This window comes from Paenibacillus sp. MY03, from assembly GCF_002165585.1.
GTDB lineage: Bacteria > Bacillota > Bacilli > Paenibacillales > Paenibacillaceae > Pristimantibacillus > Pristimantibacillus agaridevorans.
This window is the reverse complement of sequence record NZ_MXQD01000015.1, coordinates 104,957-123,373: the sequence shown is the minus strand read 5'-3', so window position 1 is coordinate 123,373 and position 18,417 is coordinate 104,957. Positions and strand designations below refer to the sequence as shown.

Here is an 18,417-nt window from a genome sequence, read left to right as displayed (position 1 = left end):
AATGTGCCGAAGTCGGCGGTTAGCGGGAATTATAGCGGAGAAATCCGCTATAATGCTGTTGGTGGCCGGCGGTTGCACCCGTCCGCGTCCTATTGTACTCGCTTTTTCAAACACATCTGCTCGCCCCCACCCGTTCACGCCCCATTGTACTCGCTTTTTCATACACATCTGCTCGCCCCCACCCGTTCACGCCCCATTGTACTCGCTTTTTCATACACATCTGTTCGCCCCCGCCCGTCCACGCCCTATTGTACTCGCTTTTTCACACACATTTGCACCTGCCGGGGGGATTATAGGGGAGAAATCCGCTGTAATGTGCCGAAGTTAGTGGTCGGCGAGAATTATAGCGGAGAAATCCGCTATAATGTGCCGAAGTCAGTGGTTGGCCGGAATTATAGCGGAGAAATCCGCTGTAATGTGCCGAAGTTAGTGGTCGGCAGAAATTATAGCGGAGAAATCCGCTATAAAGTGCCGAAGTCAGTGGTTGGCCGGAATTATAGCGGAAAAGTCCGCTATAATGCTTCGAAGCCGGCGCATGGCGCTGCATATGGCGGAGTCACATCAGGCGGCGGACTACCGCAGCGGCGAGCAGTATCTTATGTTCCGATAATCGGAGAAAAACGCACCTTTTTACTGGAAAATCCTGCATGCGCACCAAAGCGATGAATAAAAAGCACCAAAAGAAGTAGTTAGTCAATCGGAGGGCCCCAGCCTGCAGCCCTATAATGAAAGCGTACTCACACATCGATGGAGGGGATCAAGAGATGAAACTGAACATCAAGTCGGCTGCCAAGCCGATGGCGGCAGGGCTCGCGGCAATGATGGTGCTGACCGCATGCAGCGGCGGCAATAACGGAAACAACGGTGGAAACGGGGCGGCGACAAGTCAGCCGAGCAAACCGGCGGCGGAAGAAACGGCGAAACCAACGGAAAAGCCGGCGGATCCCGTCACAATCGAATTCTGGCACGCGTTCGGCGAGGGCGAAGAGAAAGTGCTGCTCGACGAAGTGATGCCGAAGTTTAACGAGAAGTTCCCGCATATTACCGTAAAGTCGACGCGCATGCCTACGGAGAACCTGGATCAGCAGGTCATTACGGCTGCTGCGGGCGGAGCGGTGCCGGACGTTATGCGGATGGACAATACGTGGATTCCGAGAATGGCGAAGGAAGGCGTGCTGCAGAAGGTAGACGGCTTCCCGGGCTTCGATCAGGTCGTGGCGGATTCCTTTAAAGGGCCGATGTCCACGAACTATTATGACGGCAGCTACTACGGCGTGCCGCTCGACACGAATACGAAGATCGCGATCTATAACAAGGAGCTGCTCGCGGAAGCGGGAGCTTCGGCACCGCCAGCTACAATCGACGAGCTTGTGGAACTGGCGCGCAACTTAAAGGCAAAGGGCAAATTCGGCATTACGATCGGCGGTCCGGACGCCTGGAACATGCCGCCATGGTTCTGGTCGCTAGGCGGCCGCATTACGGACGACAACTACACGACGGCGACGGGACATCTTAACAGCGACGCCAGCGTAAAGGCTTTGGAGACGATCATCGGCTGGAACGACGAAGGGCTGTTGGCTCCTCCGATCCTCGGCGGTCAACCGGGCACTTGGGAAGGGCTGCGCGGCGAGGAAGGCAAGCCGGCCAGCTATATGATGATTAACGAAGGCCCATGGTTCTTCAGCATTCTTGGCGATGCGGTCAAGGACAACATGATTCCGGCCAAAATGCCGAACGGTCCGGACGGCGCAAGCCATTCCGTCATCGGCGGTCAGAACATGGTCATCTTCGAAGGCGCCAAGCAGCCTGATGCCGCCTGGACGTTTACGCAGTTCATGCTGACGGAGGAGATCCAGACGCTAATGGCCGTGAAGACCGGGGCTATTCCGACGAACGTAGCCGCGGCAAATGCCGAAGAGTTGAAGAACGTGTACTATCTCGGAGCTTACGTTGCCGAGATGGATACGGCATTGGCGCGCACGCCAAGCGCGAACTGGAATCAGATCAGCGACGTGTTCGGCAAGGCTTTCGAAACCGCGCTTCGCAAGGAATCGTCCGCGAAGGACGCATTGGATAAGGCGGCGGCAGAAATCGACGCGCTTCTCAAAAAATAAGGCCCTCCGGGCCCGGAAGGATGGCGGCGGCCGGCCTGTGCTGGCCGCCCCTTTTGATATCGGGAGGATACGATCGGGCTTCCCGTCAAACGGGCAACGCCCTTAAAGCAACGATCAATAATCGCTGCCAATAGACCGCGAGCATTCGTCTCGCCTTGACAGTAGGCCTGCCGCTAGGAGGTAACTAAACATGAACAGAGTGAGCAGAGGGCTCAAACAATATATCCAGGTCGCGCCGTTTCTGGCGCTTGGTTTCATCATGACATGCGTGTTCGTCTTGTATCCGCTCGTAAAGGGCATACACATCAGCTTCTTCGAATACAAGGTCATCAAGCCGGAGCAAAGCGTATTCCTCGGCTTCGACAACTATAAAAAGTTATTTAACGACCCTAACGTCTGGGTCGCGTTCCGCAATACGGTGCTGTTCGCCATCGTGACTGTGCCCGGCCAATGGGTGCTCGGTATTTTGGCGGCGATGATCATCAACTTGCAATTCATTCGTTTCAAGGTGTTTTTCCGGCTCGTGTATTATTTGCCCGTCATCAGCTCGTGGATCGTCGTCAGCTATTTGTTCCAATTTCTATTTAGCGACGGCAGTAGCGGCATCGTCAACTATTTGCTTACGGACGTGCTCCGAGTTACAAAAGAGCCGGTCGCCTGGCTGCAGAATACATGGAGCGCAAATATCGTCATTTGGCTGCTCAGCATATGGAAGGGCGTCGGCTGGGTCATGATTATGTATCTTGCAGCGCTGCAATCCATTCCGAAATCGCTCTACGAGGCGGCGCAGATTGATGGAGCGAGAGGGCCGACGGCTTTCATTCATATTACGCTTCCGCTCATGCGCACCATGACCGCTTACGTCGTCATTAACCTCATCATCGGCGCGTTTCAGGCGTTTATCCAGGTGTTTCTCATAACCAAGGGCGGTCCGCTGGATTCCACGCATTTGGTCAACACGTATATGTTCAAGCACGCTTTCGAATACTTCGACTTCGGTTACGGCGCCGCGATCAGCGTCATGCTGGGACTGCTCATCTTTGTCATTACGTACGGCAACCAGCGAACGTTTGGCAAGGAGCGGATCGAATATTAGACGAAAGCCGTCGTTTGCGCATAGCAAGAAAGGAGATTTCGTATGAATACTGCCGTACCCGCAAAGCCAGGCGCGCCAACGAATCGGAAGGCGACTCCCAATCGTCCAAGCAGCGCCAAACGAATGGCGTCCTGGCTTGCCCATATCGTGCTGATCCTTGGCATCGGCTTCGTGATCGGGCCGTTCGTCTATATGATTCTGACGTCGATCACGACGGACAACTTCAGCCTGCCGAGCCCGCAGAAGCTGCTTAACAGCGAAAAAACGCTGGTTAACTACGTCGAGGCATGGAATAAAAACAATTTCTCCAGCTATTTCGTCAACAGCCTGTTCGTTTCTTCCGCTACGATGATCTTGTCGCTTTCGCTGGCTTGCACGACTGCTTATGCCTTCGCGAGATTCCCGTTTCCCGGCAAGGAGTTTCTGTTCAAGCTGTTTCTGTTCTCGATGTTCGTCCCTGCCATTTTGAACATCATTCCGCAGTTCACCATTATTAAGTCACTGGGGCTCGTGGATACCTACTCCGGTCTGATTTTGGTCTACATTAGCACCGGCGTGGTCGGCAGCACGTTTTTCCTGAGGGGATTCTTTGAGCGGATCCCGACGGAGCTGGAGGAATCCATCGTCATCGACGGCGGCAATCGTTGGACGATTTTCCGCGCGATCTACATTCCGTTGTCGCTTCCGGCTATCGGCACACTGGGCATTTTTGCTTTCTCCGGCACCTGGGACGAGTTTATTTTGGCCTTAACGCTGATCAAAACGGAGGCCCAGCGCACATTGCCCATCGCGCTGCAGCTATTCCGGGGCCAATACGCGACCTACTATGGCTTGTTCTTCGCGGCTTCCATGATGGCATTGATGCCGATTATCGCGATCTTCGTTATCTTCCAGAAACAATTCGTCAACCCGAACCTGTCGGAGGGCAGCGTAAAGGGATAAGCTGGGAGGAGGACCCGCCGTCCGCAAAGGACTGCGGGTTTTTGCTGTTTTTTGGAGAGTGTCGAATCTAATATGTCATTGTGCTATTTGTTGTGACATGAGATAATTGACGTGACACAATGATTATAATTGCCAGTAACGTTTGGAGGTGCCATTTTGAAGCAATTCCCTGTCAAGCTTGGAGAGGGAGGACGAGTCGTCATCCCGGTCGATGTTAGAAAAGAGCTTGGAATCGATGTAGGTGATGAATTAATGCTCCATATGGAAGAAGGGAAACTTGTGTTGCTCACTCGTAAGCAGGCTATTCAATACGTGCAGGAGCAAATGGCGAAGTACGAGATCGGCGACCGAGTTCTGTCGCAGGAACTAATCGACGATCGAAGGAGAGAAACGGAATGAACGGGCAAAAGGTTGTGCTGGATGCTTCAGCGATTCTTGCCTTTTTTTTTCGAGAGCCTGGAGGAGAAGTAGTCGAGCACTATCTGGAGATTGGCGAGGCCATGGTATCGACTGTCAATGTTTCGGAGGTTCTGGCCAAACAGCAGGAATTGCAAATGCCATACGAACAAACCTTAAGTTACTTGCTCCTGTTGGGCATACAAATCGTTGATTTCACTACGGACATGGCTGTTTCCGCAGCATCCTTGAGAAGCGCGACAAAATCGCTTGGACTCTCATTCGGTGACCGGGCCTGTCTTGCGCTTGGCCAAAAACAAAGCGGCCTCGTGTTAACCGCCGATCGTTCTTGGGCGGAGCTTGATACAGGCGTTGAAGTTGTCGTTATTCGATAATAAGAGTTATCCAAAATAAAAAGCAGGGCATGGACCGGCTGCGCGAGCCGAGAATCCATACCCTGCTTTCTTATTGGCGATAAATCCTACCTTTAAACTGCACGCTAGCTCACATTGATCCCGAAGTCCGTCCCTTCCCATCTGTCCGTGCTTGGTTCCAGGATACCGTTGTTGTTGTCGTCCCACAGGAACGTAACGTCGACCGCGGTGCCGGTGGCGAACGGTCCGATGGACGTCTCGTGATCCAGATTGCCGTCCGGGGAGCCGTTGCTCCGGAGCGGCGTATCGGTCACGCCCGTCCAGCCGTTTACGCCCCAGTGCACCCAGCCCGGCAATCCCGTTCGGAAGGTAATGCGGTATCCGGCAGGTACGCTGACAATTTGACGGTCGAACTGCCAAATGTACGTTTTGTCGAGATCCAGATGATCGAGGTTGATTGCCCCGGTGTTGCCGCTCGTCTGCCACAGCACAATGGTGTGGTGGCCGGGCTCCAGACGCGCGGTGATCTCGCCGTAGCCCCATGTGCTCCAAGAGCCCGTGCTCTTAAACGAAACGGTGCCTGCGAGCTTGCCATCGACGTACACGTCCCGGGTTGCGTCGGAGCCGCCGTTGGCATACCGGAAGCGCAGCGCGTAATCGTCGGAGGCCGTCGACTTCACGACGAAGGAGACGCCGTCATTTGTAGAAGAAAATCCGTCGACGAAGCCGCTCCCCGTATAGCCGGCATGATTCGTGTTCGTCGAGACGTTCGACTTGATCGCCGTCTCCGCTTCGTAGATGTCGTTAGCAGGCACGCTGAACGTACGTTTCATGTAGATCATATTCCAGTACTTCAGCTCCGGCACCGTAAAGGAAACGTATTTGCCTCCGGTATCCGTGCCCGAAGTGAATGCCAGTTCCTGCGTCTCCCCGTCGCTCAGGTCAGGCGAGGCGAGATAGACGTCCGAAATCGTTTCGTCCGCGCCGATGTAGATTTTAGCCGGAAGATTGGTCTGGAAGCTTGGCTGCGACGCCGTATTGCGCCATTGGTTATCATTGCCGAGCAGATTAATGAGGTGAACGATATTGTAATCCGACGTCCTTTTATTGATATACCAGACCGTGTTGGCCGATCCGTCGCCGCTTGCGCTGACGCCCGTCAGATTCACGAATTGCGAGCCGGTGTCGTTAGGGACGACATCCGAGTCGAACAGCAGGTTCTCGTAAGCCGTGATGAAGTTGTAATGATCCTTCATCGCGTTTTTGAGCGAGCTTCGCATCGTCTTGCTTCGGTTTGGATAATATTCGTGCGGCAGCATCTGGTTGTCGTCGCCCAGCTCGATATGCGTCGCGCCGCTCGCCGACATCATGGCATCCGCCAGCCGTACGGAATGTTCGTCGAACGTGCCAAGCGTCAAGCTGTCGAGGTTAACCGCGCCGACGTTGCCGGATTCGTACCGCAGCTCTACGGTGTGGGCTCCTTGCGTCAGCGGCACCTGGTACCAGGCGTCGTGCTTCCATGTCCCCCAACTGCTCTGGTTGAAGAAATACAGCTTCTGCACGAAGTTTCCGTCCACGTACAGATTAAGCGTCGAATTGGCTCCTGTGTTGTTGCCGTAACGGAATACGAGCGAATAATCTCCTGCTTCGGGAGCGTTGATCGCAAAGGAAACCTTATCGCCTGTGCTTGCGAACTGGTCGACAAATCCGCTCCCCGTGTACCCGGCATGATTCGTATTCGTCGAGACGTTCGTCAGCGACGCGCTCTCCGCTTCGTAACGCGTGCCGGCATTGTCGGCATAGTTCATGTAGGCTGCCAGCACGACCGCTTTGTTGCCGCCGTTTGCGCGTAGCTGCTCGATATAGTTTTTAAGCTGGTTGTAGCTGTCCGAGAGATACCAGATTTCGCTGTACAGGAAGTCGAGATCGGCGTTTTTGCTTACATCGTTTACCGCCCATCCGTTTACCGTGCCGTCGACGATATTATAGGTCAGGTTGTCGCGGGCAGGGTTGTTAGCGCTAAGTACGCTTTTGGCCTGGTCCAGAAACGGCGAGAAGCGTGTGGAGAGATCAATGGAGTTGCCGTTGTAATCGTACACGTTGCTGCGCTGGCCCATCTGGTCCACGTGGATGCCGTCGAAGCCCGCGGTGTTGATGGAATCGATGTATTCGGCATGGATATAATTTTGCCAATTGGGATTTTGCGGGTCGAACATATAGAGGTACGTGCTGCCGTCGCCGAAGTCGACGTCGAACTGGTTCGTATGGGAGGAGTCCTCGTAGATGCCCCAGGTCGGACTGATGCCGAGAGGCGAATAGTTCTCGCGGGAGGCGTAGATCATGGCGTAAGCCATCGCCTTGCCGTTTACGTCATGCACCGCGTCGATCTGATTCTGAAGGGTGGACCAGGAAATCTCGCGGTTGAACAAGTCCAGCCAAGTGGAGTCGATGCTGCCGCCGGTGCGCTTGATCATTTTGTCGTGCCGCCACATCCAGTCGTAGAACTGCCAGGCGTTAATGTGGTAATCCTGCGCAAGCTGATCCACCTTGGCCTTGCTCTCCAATGCCGTCTCGCCGGACTCGAATTCGCCAATATACCCGTATCGCGGATATTTCGTGAAGGCGCTGGAGACGTCGATCGCCGTTGCTCCTTGCCCCAGCGTCCCGGCATCGATCCGGACGAAGTAACCTCTGAAGTCCGTGGATGGAGCCGTCCAAGTGAAGGTCAGCGTCGTGGATTGTCCGTTTGTTAACGATAAGGATTGGGAAGAGGTGTACAGCGAGTTCTCCAAATGAAAAATTTCCAGTCGGGCGGCGCCGCTCCAGCTTGAGCCGGTGCCGTTTTTTGCCTGCACGCTGATCGAGACAGCGTCGCCTGGATTATAGCGGGCTTTGTCGGTGAATACCCGCTCGATGCCGCCAGAGCCTGATGCTAGCGCTTGCGGGGGAGGGGATACGACGGATGCGACGCACATGACTAACAGGGACATCGCAAGCAGGAGGGAAAGCCGTCTTTTCCTTAAAGCGTACATAAATCTCACCATCCTCTTCCATAAAGGTTGGCAGGGAATAGGGGCATCCAAACCGCGTCTATCGCAGAAGAACAGGTCGGTATCATCATGGGGAGCGGAAGCGGCCCTTAAGCTTGTCCGAGTTCCCGGCACTTTTATTGTATCGGTCGGGAGGCAACATTTGCGAGGTTCTATTTTTACGATTTGGTATTTTATATTCGCTAGTTTCCAGAGAGGAAGTTCTATATTAGTCGAAAGCGAATGATAATGTAGCACGGGCATCCTGTTGTCAACGCTTTCAGCTTCCACTACAATAGAATTAGCAACTAATAAAGGAAAGTCGGGGATCGTATATGGGGCGTGCTTTCGTAGAACAAATAGAACATTTTGCACCTCATGTATTCCAGGCCCTGGAGGGTGAAGGGCTGTATCGTTCGCATTCCCACGAATCAGACGAGCTAACTCTCATCTTGGACGGAGAAGGCAGTTATATGACCCAGGGTCATAACATCCTTGTTGCAAGAGGCGACTTGATCCTCATCCCGGCTAATCTGTTTCACGGATTCGTATGCTTGAAAGCATGGAAGGGGATATCCGTCCACTTTTTCAAACATGAAGTCCCTTCTTATTGCCAATATTTAGTTGGAAATGCTTTTCAACAAAATCCGGATCATATTCTAGTTTCCAGGTTGAGCGGGTGGCAGCTGGATAAAGCAGAATTGGCTTTGAGACAATTAGAAGAGGAATGGTCCAGACGAGAGCACGGCGAATTATCTTACGATTTAATGCGAAACGCGTTTGAATCGCTGCTTCTCAGTTATCATGTCAACGCGTCGGAAGCGATGAAGGCTTCCCGAATCGAGCAAGGCAGCGATAATCAGATCATACAAGAGGCTTTAAAAGTGATTCATGCTTCCTACCAAACGGCACTTAAAATATCCGACTTGGCTGCGCGTTATTTTTTGTCCGAAAGCATTTTCCGCAAGAAATTCACAGAAATGGTCGGTATATCGCCGAAACAATATATTATCAGTCTACGGTTAAATGAAGCCAAGAGACTGCTCCAGCAAACACTCAAGCCCATTGAATGGATCTCCTCCGAGGTAGGTTTCACTTCATCCAGCCGCTTTCATGAACTATTCGTCAAGCATTTCGGGAAAACTCCGTTGGAGTGGAGAAAGAGGGAAGAGGCTGGCTCGAATTGAAGAACGAACAAATACGAAAACGACCGTCGAAAACGGCGGTTTTTTGTTTTTTTTGGCTTGCAATCGGAAGCGTTTCCATGAACCGTTCATACTCAGGAGTTGATAAACTAAAGGGGCAAACCATAATCCAATGAACAAAAAGGGGGAAAGCAAATGAAAGCAAAAAAAGCAATATGTACGACGGTATCCCTTATCGTGTTGGCAACTGCCGCTGTCGGCTGCGCGGGCACGAAAGAGCCCAACGCCAGCAAAAATGTCAATCAGGGTACAGACAACAATAACGCTGCGGTCGACAACGACGGAGCAGCGAATACAGGCGATAAGGTGAAAGTTAAATTCGCCGGCTGGGGAGATCCGTCCGAGAAGCAGGTATTCGACCAGCTGATCAAGGACTTTGAAACCAAAAACCCGACTATCGATGTGGAATATATGCACATGCCAGCCGATTACGTTGGCAAAATGAACACAATGCTGGCTGGCGGAACCGCTCCTGACGTATTGTATGTACCGGATGGCGACTTCGGCAGATGGGTAAGCGCGGGCTTGTTGATGCCGATCGATAATTACGTCGAATCCAGCAATATCGATATTGGGGATATGTGGGAATCAGGTCTCAAGCGTTACAAGTATGACGGCAAAAAGACGGGGGAAGGCGAGTTGTATGCTTTGCCTAAAGATATCGGCCCCATTGTCTTGTATTACAATAAGGAATTGTTTGACGCCGCTGGCGTCCCTTATCCCAGCGCGGAAAATCCAATGACGTTCGATGAGCTGCTCGAGACGGCGAAATTGCTTACCAAGGACGAGAACGGCGACGGAAAGCCGGAGCAATACGGCATGGGACCGGCGTGGTGGGAAGGCTGGATCTGGGGCAATGGCGGCAAGATCCTAAGCGACGACCGCAAAGAGTTTATGATGCATGAGAAAGCGGCAACGGACGCGTTGCAATTCGCCGCGGATCTGCGGAACAAGCACGGTGTTTCGCCAGACTCCAGAGCGCTGCAAGCGATGAACGACGGTCAAATGTTCGAGACCGGCAAGCTGGCGATGATGCAGCAAGGCCGCTGGATGGTGCCGACTTATCGGAAGCTGGACTTTGATTGGGATGTTGCGCCAAATCCGACAAACGGCCAATGGGATGGTCATAGCGGTTCAGTCGGGTTAGGCATCTATAGCAAAACGGCTAATGCGGATGCGGCTTTCAAATTGGTGGAGTATCTGGGCGGTCCGGAAGGGCAAAAGCTGCAATCCGAGATGGGCTTTGCCATTCCGAGCTTCAAGTCGATGGCGAACAGCGATGTGTTCTTGCAGCCGGGACAGAAGCCTGAGCATGCGGAAGTATTCGTCAAAGCGGCAGAGGTTCAAAAACCGGGTCCATGGACGAACCTTCCGAATGCCAAATGGTGGGATACGCTGAATCAAAACCTGGCTCAAGTATGGGATGGAAGAAAAACGGCCGAGGCGCTTATGAACGAGTTGAAGCCGGAAATTGATAAATTGATTAAAGAAGGAAACCCGAAATTGTTCGAATGATGGAAAGGAGGGGACGTAGTTGATTATGACGGAGGTCTCCGAGAACCGCCCCGTTCAACCGAGCCGCAAGGCTAAGCGAAAATTCAACAAAGAGTATCTATGGGGATATTCGTTCGTCGCTGCTCCTATCCTGGGATTTATGCTGTTCGCATTTATTCCGATCGGGTATTCGGTTTATGTGAGTTTTACGAAATATGATGCGTTTAATCCGCCGACGTTTAACGGTGCGGACAACTACGCAAGGCTTTTGCTGGAAGACCCGTTATTCTGGAAATCGCTGGTGAACACGTTATATGCCGCGATCGGCATTCCGATCGGAATGGCGGCAGCGCTTGCGATCGCGATTGCCCTTAATCAAAGGATAGTCGGAATCAAGTTTTTTCGAACGGTATTTTTCTTGCCTACGATATGCTCCGTCGTTGCATTGACATTGCTCTGGAAGTGGGTCTTTAATGCCGATTACGGCCTGCTTAATTACTTGCTTGGCTTGATCAACGTATCTGGACCCGCGTGGCTCAACGATGTTCGTTGGGCCATGCCCTCCATGATTATTCAAGGCGTATGGGCCGGTCTTGGATTTCATATGATCCTGTATTTGGCAGCGTTGCAGGGTGTGCCTACAACGTTGTATGAAGCGGCTGAGATCGACGGTGCCGGAAGCTGGAAGAAATTCCTTTATGTGACCATTCCCGGCATTTCGCCAACTACTTTGTTTATTTTGATCACAGCCGTTATCGCGGCACTGCAGGATTTTGTCCGGTTTATGATCATGACCGAAGGCGGTCCGGAATATTCGACAATGACCATTGTGTATTATTTGTTCCAGAATGCGTTCCGTTACATGGATATGGGTTACGCTTCCGCTATGGCATGGATACTCGGAATTCTGATCATGATCATCACCTTGATCAACTTCTGGCTGTCCCGGAGGTGGGTGCACTATGAATAATAAAGAAAACAAGCTCGGGAAATTATCGGCATATGCCTTTCTGATTATCGGCACGGTATTTATGCTCCTGCCTTTTCTCTGGATGTTCTCCACATCGCTCAAGCTGGAAGGCAAAGTATTCGAATATCCGATTCGCTGGATTCCTGAGCCGATCGAGTGGAGCAATTATGTAACCGTACTAACGGAGGCCCCTTTGTTCGGGGGTCTTATGAACACCCTTATTATCATTTTGCCGCCGATGTTCGTCGGGTTGCTTACTAGCGCATTGGCCGCTTACGCATTCGCCAAGCTTCGATTCCCGGGCCGAGAGTTTCTGTTCGTTGCGCTGCTTACGACGATGATGATTCCCGGCGTGGTAACGATGATTCCAACCTTCATCCTGTTCAAGACCATCGGGTGGCTGGATAGCTGGAAGCCGCTAATGATACCTGGCCTGTTCGGGTCGGCGGCATGCGTATTCTTTTTGCGTCAATATTTTCGAACCATTCCGTCCGAGCTGGAGGATGCGGCGAAGATCGATGGCCTGAATCCGTTCGGCGTATTTATTCGAATTATGCTGCCGCTGTCCAAGCCGGCGCTCGCCGCGCAAGGCATATTCGGATTCCTGGGCGGCTACAACGATTTCCTTGGACCGCTCATTTATATCAACAGCCCGGAGAAATTTACGCTGCAGCTTGTTTTGGCATCGTTTCAAGGCTATTACGTTTCGAATTGGACTTTAATTATGGCCGGATCCGTTCTGGCGCTTATCCCGACGGTGATTCTATTTTTCTTTGCCCAACGCTATTTCGTTGAGGGCATCACTATGACCGGGCTGAAGGGATAGGGAGGAGATTAAGCATGGAAACGGCAAGAGAGACTACATTTAGGAACCCGATTTTGGCTAACGGAGCCGATCCGTGGATGTACAGGCACACGGACGGATATTATTACTTTATGGTGACCGCGGGAAATCGTCTGGAATTGTTCAAATCCCGCTCTATGAACCGCATTGCGGAAGGAGAACGCAAAGTGGTGTGGCTGCCGCCGGCATCCGGAATGAACAGCAAAAATTTATGGGCGCCGGAGATTCATTATTTGAAAGGAAAGTGGTATATCTACTTTACCGCGAATGACGGCGGCGGCGACGATACTCGCAGAATCTATGTGCTTGAGAATGAAAGCGATGACCCGTTAGACGGGCAGTGGATCGAGAGAGGCGCGGTCAACACCGAATTCGCCGGTCTGGACGGCAGCGTGCTGGAGCACCAAGGAAAGCTGATTTTTATGTATGCGGGATACGGTCATTACCCGTTATACGGTTCGGCGATCTATGCGGCCGAGATGGAGGATCCATGGACGTTGAAAGGCAAGAATGTGCTGCTGACAAAGCCGGAGTACGAGTGGGAGCAGCAAGGCGGAATGGCGATCAACGAGGGTCCTTGCTTTCTAAAGCGTTTCGGCAAAGTGTTTCTGATCTATTCGGCCAGCACCTGCTGGTCGGATGATTATGCGCTCGGGATGCTGAGCGCACCCGAACACAGCGATCTCTTGAATCCGTCTTCCTGGTCCAAGAGCGAAACGCCGGTTTTCCGCAAATCCGTCAAGAACGGCATATTCGGGCCCGGACACAACAGCTTTACGGTTTCCCCTGACGGGACAGAGGATTGGATCGTGTATCACGCGATTCCGGAATCCGGCGGGGGGAGCGAAAAACGCAGCACGCATATCCAGAAATTCGGTTGGTCCGAGGAGGGAGAACCGGACTTCGGGGTTCCGGCTTCGCTAGATACGGATCTTCCGGTAGCCTCGGGTGACGAGTAAATGGGCAGAGTCTTTAAGGCAAGACGCCTGGTCTGGATCGGGTTCCTATTGATTCTGTGCGCTGCGGCAGTCGGAGCGGTCTTGGTATGGATGCAAGCCCGAGAGGATCCGGGCGAGCCTGTTCCGTATACCAATCCGGTTTATCGGTCCGACGCGCCGGATCCAACCGTGCTGAAGGCTGACGATGGGTATTATTATGCTGTCACGACCCAAACGACTCGTAACGGAACGTTTACTCCCCTTCCGATTTTGAGATCGAAGGATTTGGTTCACTGGGAGGAGAGAGGGACCGTCTTCACGGTGGAGAACGTGCCGGATTGGACCGTTTACAATTATTTTTGGGCGCCCCATATCACCTATTATGACGGGAAGTATTATGTATACTATTCGACGATGCTTAATGACGACGATGAATCCACCGGTATGGGGATTGGCGTTGCGGTGGCGGATCACCCGGAAGGACCCTATAAGGATAAGGGAGAACCGGTGCTCGCGGGAATCAGCTTCGATACGATTGATCCGTTTGTGTACGATGACGAAGACGGCAAGCGCTACATGTACTGGGGTTCCAACGGCATGCCTATATATGCGCAGGAGCTATCTGCCGACGGAATGAGCGTTGTCGGCGAGAAGACGGAAGCGATATGGGCCGGGCAGTTTGATGTGCGCGACGGTTATGACAAGCTGGTCGAGGCGCCCTGGGTAATCAAACGAGCTAATTATTATTATATGTTTTACTCCGGCGATTACTGCTGTCAGGATAGCGGTCACAACGCACATTATTCGGTCATGGTCGCAAGATCCGAATCGCCGGTCGGGCCGTTCGAGATTTATGCCGGGAATCCGATTCTCGAAAGGAATGACCGGTTTCTGGCGCCGGGGCATAATGCGGTGATTCAGGACGATGCGGGGCAGGATTGGATGCTTTACCATGCCTATGATCTGATCCATCCTGATGTATCGGGACGAGCCATGATGCTTGACCGAATCGACTGGCTTAATGATTGGCCGGTCATCAACGGCGGACAAGGGCCAACCTCCGAATTGCAATCGGAAGGCCCGGTTATTCAACGTTAACGGTAGAAGGAGAGCGTCCTTTTTGGACGTTCTTTTTTTTGTTGGAATCGCTGTCAAAAAGGAGTATTATGGGTTTATTCGAGCTGAAGCCTATAACGGCCTTATGCCAATCATTGCACTTATTCGAGGGGGAAATTGAGAGATGCCGCAAGTAGACATGCCGCTAGACCAGTTGAAAGAATACCAGGGAAGGAACCCGCGTCCCGCGGACTTCGACGCATATTGGGATCGCGCGCTGGAGGAGCTTCGCGCCGTTGACGCAAACGTGGAACTGGTGCCGAGCACATTCCAGACGCCGCAGGCGGACTGCTTCGATCTTTATTTTACGGGCGTCAAGGGCGCGCGCATTCATGCCAAATACGTTCGTCCCAAAAACGTGCAGGAGCCGCATCCGGCAATCGTCATGTTCCATGGTTACACGGGGCATGCGGGGGACTGGAGCGATAAGCTCGCCTATGCGTCGCTGGGCTTCTCCGTGCTGGCGATGGACTGCCGCGGACAAGGCGGTTCCTCCGAGGATGCCGGCGGCGTAAAAGGCAATACGCATCACGGCCATATCATTCGGGGACTTGACGATCACCCGGACAATCTCCTGTTCCGTCAGATCTTTCTGGATACGGCACAGCTCGCCGGCATCGCCATTGAGCTGCCGGAGGTGGATCCTGAGCGAGTTTACGCGATGGGCGGATCGCAGGGCGGAGCCTTGACGATCTCCTGCGCGGCGCTGGAGCCGCGTGTTAAGAAGCTGGCACCGGTGTTTCCTTTCTTGTGCGATTACAAGCGCGTATGGGAGATGGATCTGGCGAAGGACGCTTATGCCGAGCTGCGCACGTACTTCCGCCATTTTGACCCGCTGCATGAGCGCGAGGACGAAATTTTCGAGAAGCTGGGCTACATCGACCTGCAGTTCCTTGCGAACCGCATTCAAGGCGAGGTGCTCATGTACGTCGGCCTGATGGATACGATCTGCCCGCCGTCCACGCAGTTTGCGATGTACAACAAAATCACGGCCAAGAAACAGCTCGCCATCTATCCGGACTTCGGTCATGAAGGTTTGCCGGGATCGTCGGATCGGACGATTCAGTTCTTTTTGGAAGGTTAATAAAATAAATGACAAGCCCCGCTTCTCACTTGGTTTCGGTTTCGAGAGAGTTGAGGGGCTTTTTTTATGTTTTAGGAAACGAAGTATTGCCCCGGGACGGTAACCCGATTTTTTCGGGCTACAGCGCCGAAAGTAACTCCGCTTGGAGCTGTAACCCGATTTTTTCGGGCTACAGCGCCGAAAGTAACTCCTCTTGGAGCTGTAACCCGATTTTTTCGGGCTACAGCGCCGAAAGTAACTCCGCTTGGAGCTGTAACCCGATTTTTTCGGGCTACAGCGCCGAAAGTAACTCCGCTTGGAGCTGTAACCCGATTTTTTCGGGCTACAGCGCCGAAAGTAACTCCGCTTGGAGCTGTAACCCGATTTTTTCGGGCTACAGCGCCGAAAGTAACTCCGCTTGGAGCTGTAACCCGATTTTTTCGGGCTACAGCGCCGAAAGTAACTCCGCTTGGAGCTGTAACCCGATTTTTTCGGGCTACAGCGCCGAAAGTAACTCCGCTTGGAGCTGTAACCCGATTTTTTCGGGCTACAGCGCCGAAAGTAACTCCGCTTGGAGCTGTAACCCGATTTTTTCGGGCTACAGCGCCGAAAGTAACTCCGCTTGGAGCTGTAACCCGATTTTTTCGGGCTACAGCGCCGAAAGTAACTCCGCTTGGAGCTGTAACCCGATTTTTTCGGGCTACAGCGCCGAAAGTAACTCCGCTTGGAGCTGTAACCCGATTTTTTCGGGCTACAGCGCCGAAAGTAACTCCGCTTGGAGCTGTAACCCGATTTTTTCGGGCTACAGCGCCGAAAGTAACTCCGCTTGGAGCTGTAACCCGATTTTTTCGGGCTACAGCGCCGAAAGTAACTCCGCTTGGAGCTGTAACCCGATTTTTCCGGGTTACAGCGCCGAAAGTAACTCCGCTTGGAGCATTAAGCCGATTTTTTCGGGACGAAACGCACCTCCCGGCCCAAGGACCGTTGCCATTTCGCCTTGTTTCATTTTTACAACCGCCAAGCCGGCTCCAATCGATGCACGCCCTTCGGTTCGTAGCCGAGCGTAGAGCTGAGCCCGCACGCGTCGGCGAGCAAGTAGAGGATGCTGAGCCACATCTCCGTCCCTTGCAAGCCCGTGGACTCGCGTTCGCTCAGGACGAAAGCGAAGCCGCGGTTCGGCACCCAGCCGCGCAGGACGATCTCGATGTGGCGCTCCGCCCAGGCGACGATTTCGTCACGGCGATAATCGGTCTGCTTCATGCACAGCCACAGCGGATGGATGACGTCCAGCACGTTGCAGGCGTTAAGCCGGTCCTCGCGGAAAAACTTCGCGTTGCGGCTATGGGCAAGAATAGTGTCGATGGCCGTTTCCGGATAAGGGAGCGGCATGCCGAACTGCGCATACGTGGCGCGGGTCAGACGGTAAAAGCCGTTGACGGGCTGCAGCCACCCATCGGCTTCCGTCGGTTCGCCCCATAACCCCGTCAAGCGATTTGCGTGTGTGTGCAGCCAGCCGAACAGGTCGTCGGGCCGCTTGGTGGAGCCGAAGTGCTTAAGGTTATGGTAGAGCCCCGTCGCGTAACAGTCGATCCAATCGCCGCAGCCCCAAGCGTTGTTCGTCCATGGCAGGGCTGCCAACTTCGCGTACAACGCCGGCGTATCCAGCCTCTCTACGACTTGGACGGCATGCGGAAGCGCCGAGCCCAGCACCTCCAGCGCGTATCCGACGGCGAGCAGATGGTAGCGGGAGAGATGATCCGTGAGCAGAGCGGGATCGTACGTCTCTTCGTCTGGGGGCGACCATGGATCCGGCAGAAGTCCCGATTCCGCATCCTGGAAGCCGTCAAGCTTCGCGATCAGCTCTTCTCGCGACCAGCCGGGCGGCAGATCGCCGAACATTGCGGCGATCTCGACGGCATCGCAATAAGCGCGGACGGTACGCTTGAAGCCGGGACGGTCGCGGAAATAACGTTCATTTCCGTCCGCCTCCTCATAATGATGAAGCAGATCCGGAATTTGTCCGGCAACGCCGGCGCCAAATTTGTTAAGGCGTGTCGCAAGCGCGTCTCTCCCTTTGCCGCGATCGTTTGCGTCCGATGTCGAAGCAACAGATCTGTCGCCTCCAAGCCTGCTGCGAAGGACTTTGGCAGGATTGCCGCCGACAATGACGTAGTCGGGGACATCCTTGGTAACGATGGCTCCCGCGGCCACGATGACATGAGAGCCGATCCGTACGCCGTCCAAGATAACTGCGCCAGCGCCAATCCATACATCATCTCCGATCACAATGCCAAGCGAAGTATGAGGCTGTTGAAAGATCGGGATCTCCGTCGAGGCGTAACCATGATTGAAGCCGTACAAGCTGACATGCGATGCGATCCGTACACCGTCGCCGATCGTGATGCGACCGGAGACGACTGCGTAAGCGTTAATGGAGCAATCTTTTCCCATGATAAGATGCGTATTGCGTACGATCGCTCCGCCCGCAATGTAACTGCGATCGCCAATGCGAAATGAATCCGGATAGAACAACGATTCCGCAGACACAAAGCAGTTGCTGCCGAACTTGCCTTCAAATCGTGCTTCCAGATTGTCCTGCAAGGTTTGTTGGGTCTGCCGTTCTTCTTCCGTCTTGGCCATCCATGGCATATAATCGATCGGCCTTAGCGTCATTAGGATTCCCTCCCCTTTGTCATAATCACGCTGATTTTAACATGACGGTGCCTAGATAAACATGGTAATACCGATCGCATACTTGTCAAAATCGATTCGCGAGATTATGCTCGTTATCATACGAATGACGATCGGCAAGGGCATTGTCGATTACGACGGGAGG

The 18,417-nt window shown here is 53.3% G+C and carries 14 protein-coding genes; 12 read left to right on the top strand and 2 right to left on the bottom strand.

Features of this window, described 5'->3' with window-relative positions; all coding sequences use genetic code 11:
• Positions 1-764: 764 nt before the first annotated feature.
• The 5 genes from B1748_RS17045 to B1748_RS17025 all read left to right on the top strand — a co-directional run bounded on the left by B1748_RS17045 (position 765) and on the right by B1748_RS17025 (position 4,943).
• A complete protein-coding gene (locus tag B1748_RS17045; protein ID WP_087569134.1) occupies positions 765-2,114 on the top strand; it encodes an extracellular solute-binding protein in 1,350 nt (449 codons plus the stop codon).
• Between the two features lie 190 nt (positions 2,115-2,304).
• Complete coding sequence (locus B1748_RS17040) at positions 2,305-3,210, top strand: carbohydrate ABC transporter permease (RefSeq protein ID WP_256975727.1); 906 nt, start codon at positions 2,305-2,307, stop codon at positions 3,208-3,210.
• A 42-nt stretch (positions 3,211-3,252) separates the two neighbouring features.
• A complete protein-coding gene (locus tag B1748_RS17035) occupies positions 3,253-4,152 on the top strand; it encodes a carbohydrate ABC transporter permease (RefSeq protein WP_256975726.1) in 900 nt (299 codons plus the stop codon).
• Between the two features lie 156 nt (positions 4,153-4,308).
• A complete protein-coding gene (locus B1748_RS17030) occupies positions 4,309-4,551 on the top strand; it encodes an AbrB/MazE/SpoVT family DNA-binding domain-containing protein (protein WP_179215633.1) in 243 nt (80 codons plus the stop codon).
• Positions 4,548-4,943 (top strand): type II toxin-antitoxin system VapC family toxin, encoded by a 396-nt coding sequence (locus tag B1748_RS17025; protein ID WP_087569132.1) that lies wholly within the window; start codon positions 4,548-4,550, stop codon positions 4,941-4,943. The genes B1748_RS17030 and B1748_RS17025 overlap by 4 nt, the downstream gene beginning before the upstream one ends.
• Positions 4,944-5,047: 104 nt before the next feature.
• On the opposite strand, the gene B1748_RS17020 is transcribed toward B1748_RS17025, so the two are convergent.
• On the bottom strand, positions 5,048-7,954 hold the full coding sequence (locus tag B1748_RS17020) for a glycoside hydrolase family 66 protein (RefSeq protein WP_179215632.1): 2,907 nt from the start codon (positions 7,952-7,954) through the stop codon (positions 5,048-5,050).
• 332 nt (positions 7,955-8,286) lie between these two features.
• Here B1748_RS17020 and B1748_RS17015 point away from each other — a divergent pair, with 332 nt between their 5' ends.
• From B1748_RS17015 to B1748_RS16985, 7 genes are all read left to right on the top strand, one after another.
• Complete coding sequence (locus tag B1748_RS17015) at positions 8,287-9,138, top strand: AraC family transcriptional regulator (RefSeq protein ID WP_087569130.1); 852 nt, start codon at positions 8,287-8,289, stop codon at positions 9,136-9,138.
• A 153-nt stretch (positions 9,139-9,291) separates the two neighbouring features.
• Complete coding sequence (locus tag B1748_RS17010) at positions 9,292-10,671, top strand: ABC transporter substrate-binding protein (RefSeq protein WP_087569129.1); 1,380 nt, start codon at positions 9,292-9,294, stop codon at positions 10,669-10,671.
• Positions 10,672-10,696: 25 nt separating this feature from the next.
• Positions 10,697-11,620: a carbohydrate ABC transporter permease gene (locus B1748_RS17005; RefSeq protein ID WP_087569142.1), complete on the top strand. Its 924-nt coding sequence runs from the start codon at positions 10,697-10,699 to the stop codon at positions 11,618-11,620.
• The gene (locus B1748_RS17000) at positions 11,613-12,446 is read left to right on the top strand and encodes a carbohydrate ABC transporter permease (RefSeq protein ID WP_087569128.1); all 834 of its coding nucleotides are present in this window, start codon (positions 11,613-11,615) and stop codon (positions 12,444-12,446) included. The genes B1748_RS17005 and B1748_RS17000 overlap by 8 nt, the downstream gene beginning before the upstream one ends.
• A 14-nt stretch (positions 12,447-12,460) precedes the next feature.
• Positions 12,461-13,423 carry a glycoside hydrolase family 43 protein gene (locus tag B1748_RS16995; RefSeq protein ID WP_087569127.1) on the top strand — a complete coding sequence of 321 codons (963 nt, stop codon included), beginning with the start codon at positions 12,461-12,463 and terminating at the stop codon, positions 13,421-13,423.
• Positions 13,424-14,500, top strand: coding sequence for a family 43 glycosylhydrolase (locus tag B1748_RS16990; RefSeq protein ID WP_087569126.1), 1,077 nt, complete (start codon positions 13,424-13,426; stop codon positions 14,498-14,500).
• A gap of 142 nt (positions 14,501-14,642) precedes the next feature.
• Positions 14,643-15,602, top strand: coding sequence for an alpha/beta fold hydrolase (locus tag B1748_RS16985; protein ID WP_087569125.1), 960 nt, complete (start codon positions 14,643-14,645; stop codon positions 15,600-15,602).
• Between the two features lie 987 nt (positions 15,603-16,589).
• Here the strand turns inward: B1748_RS16985 and B1748_RS16980 are convergent.
• A complete protein-coding gene (locus B1748_RS16980; protein ID WP_087569124.1) occupies positions 16,590-18,254 on the bottom strand; it encodes an acyltransferase in 1,665 nt (554 codons plus the stop codon).
• Positions 18,255-18,417 lie beyond the last annotated feature (163 nt).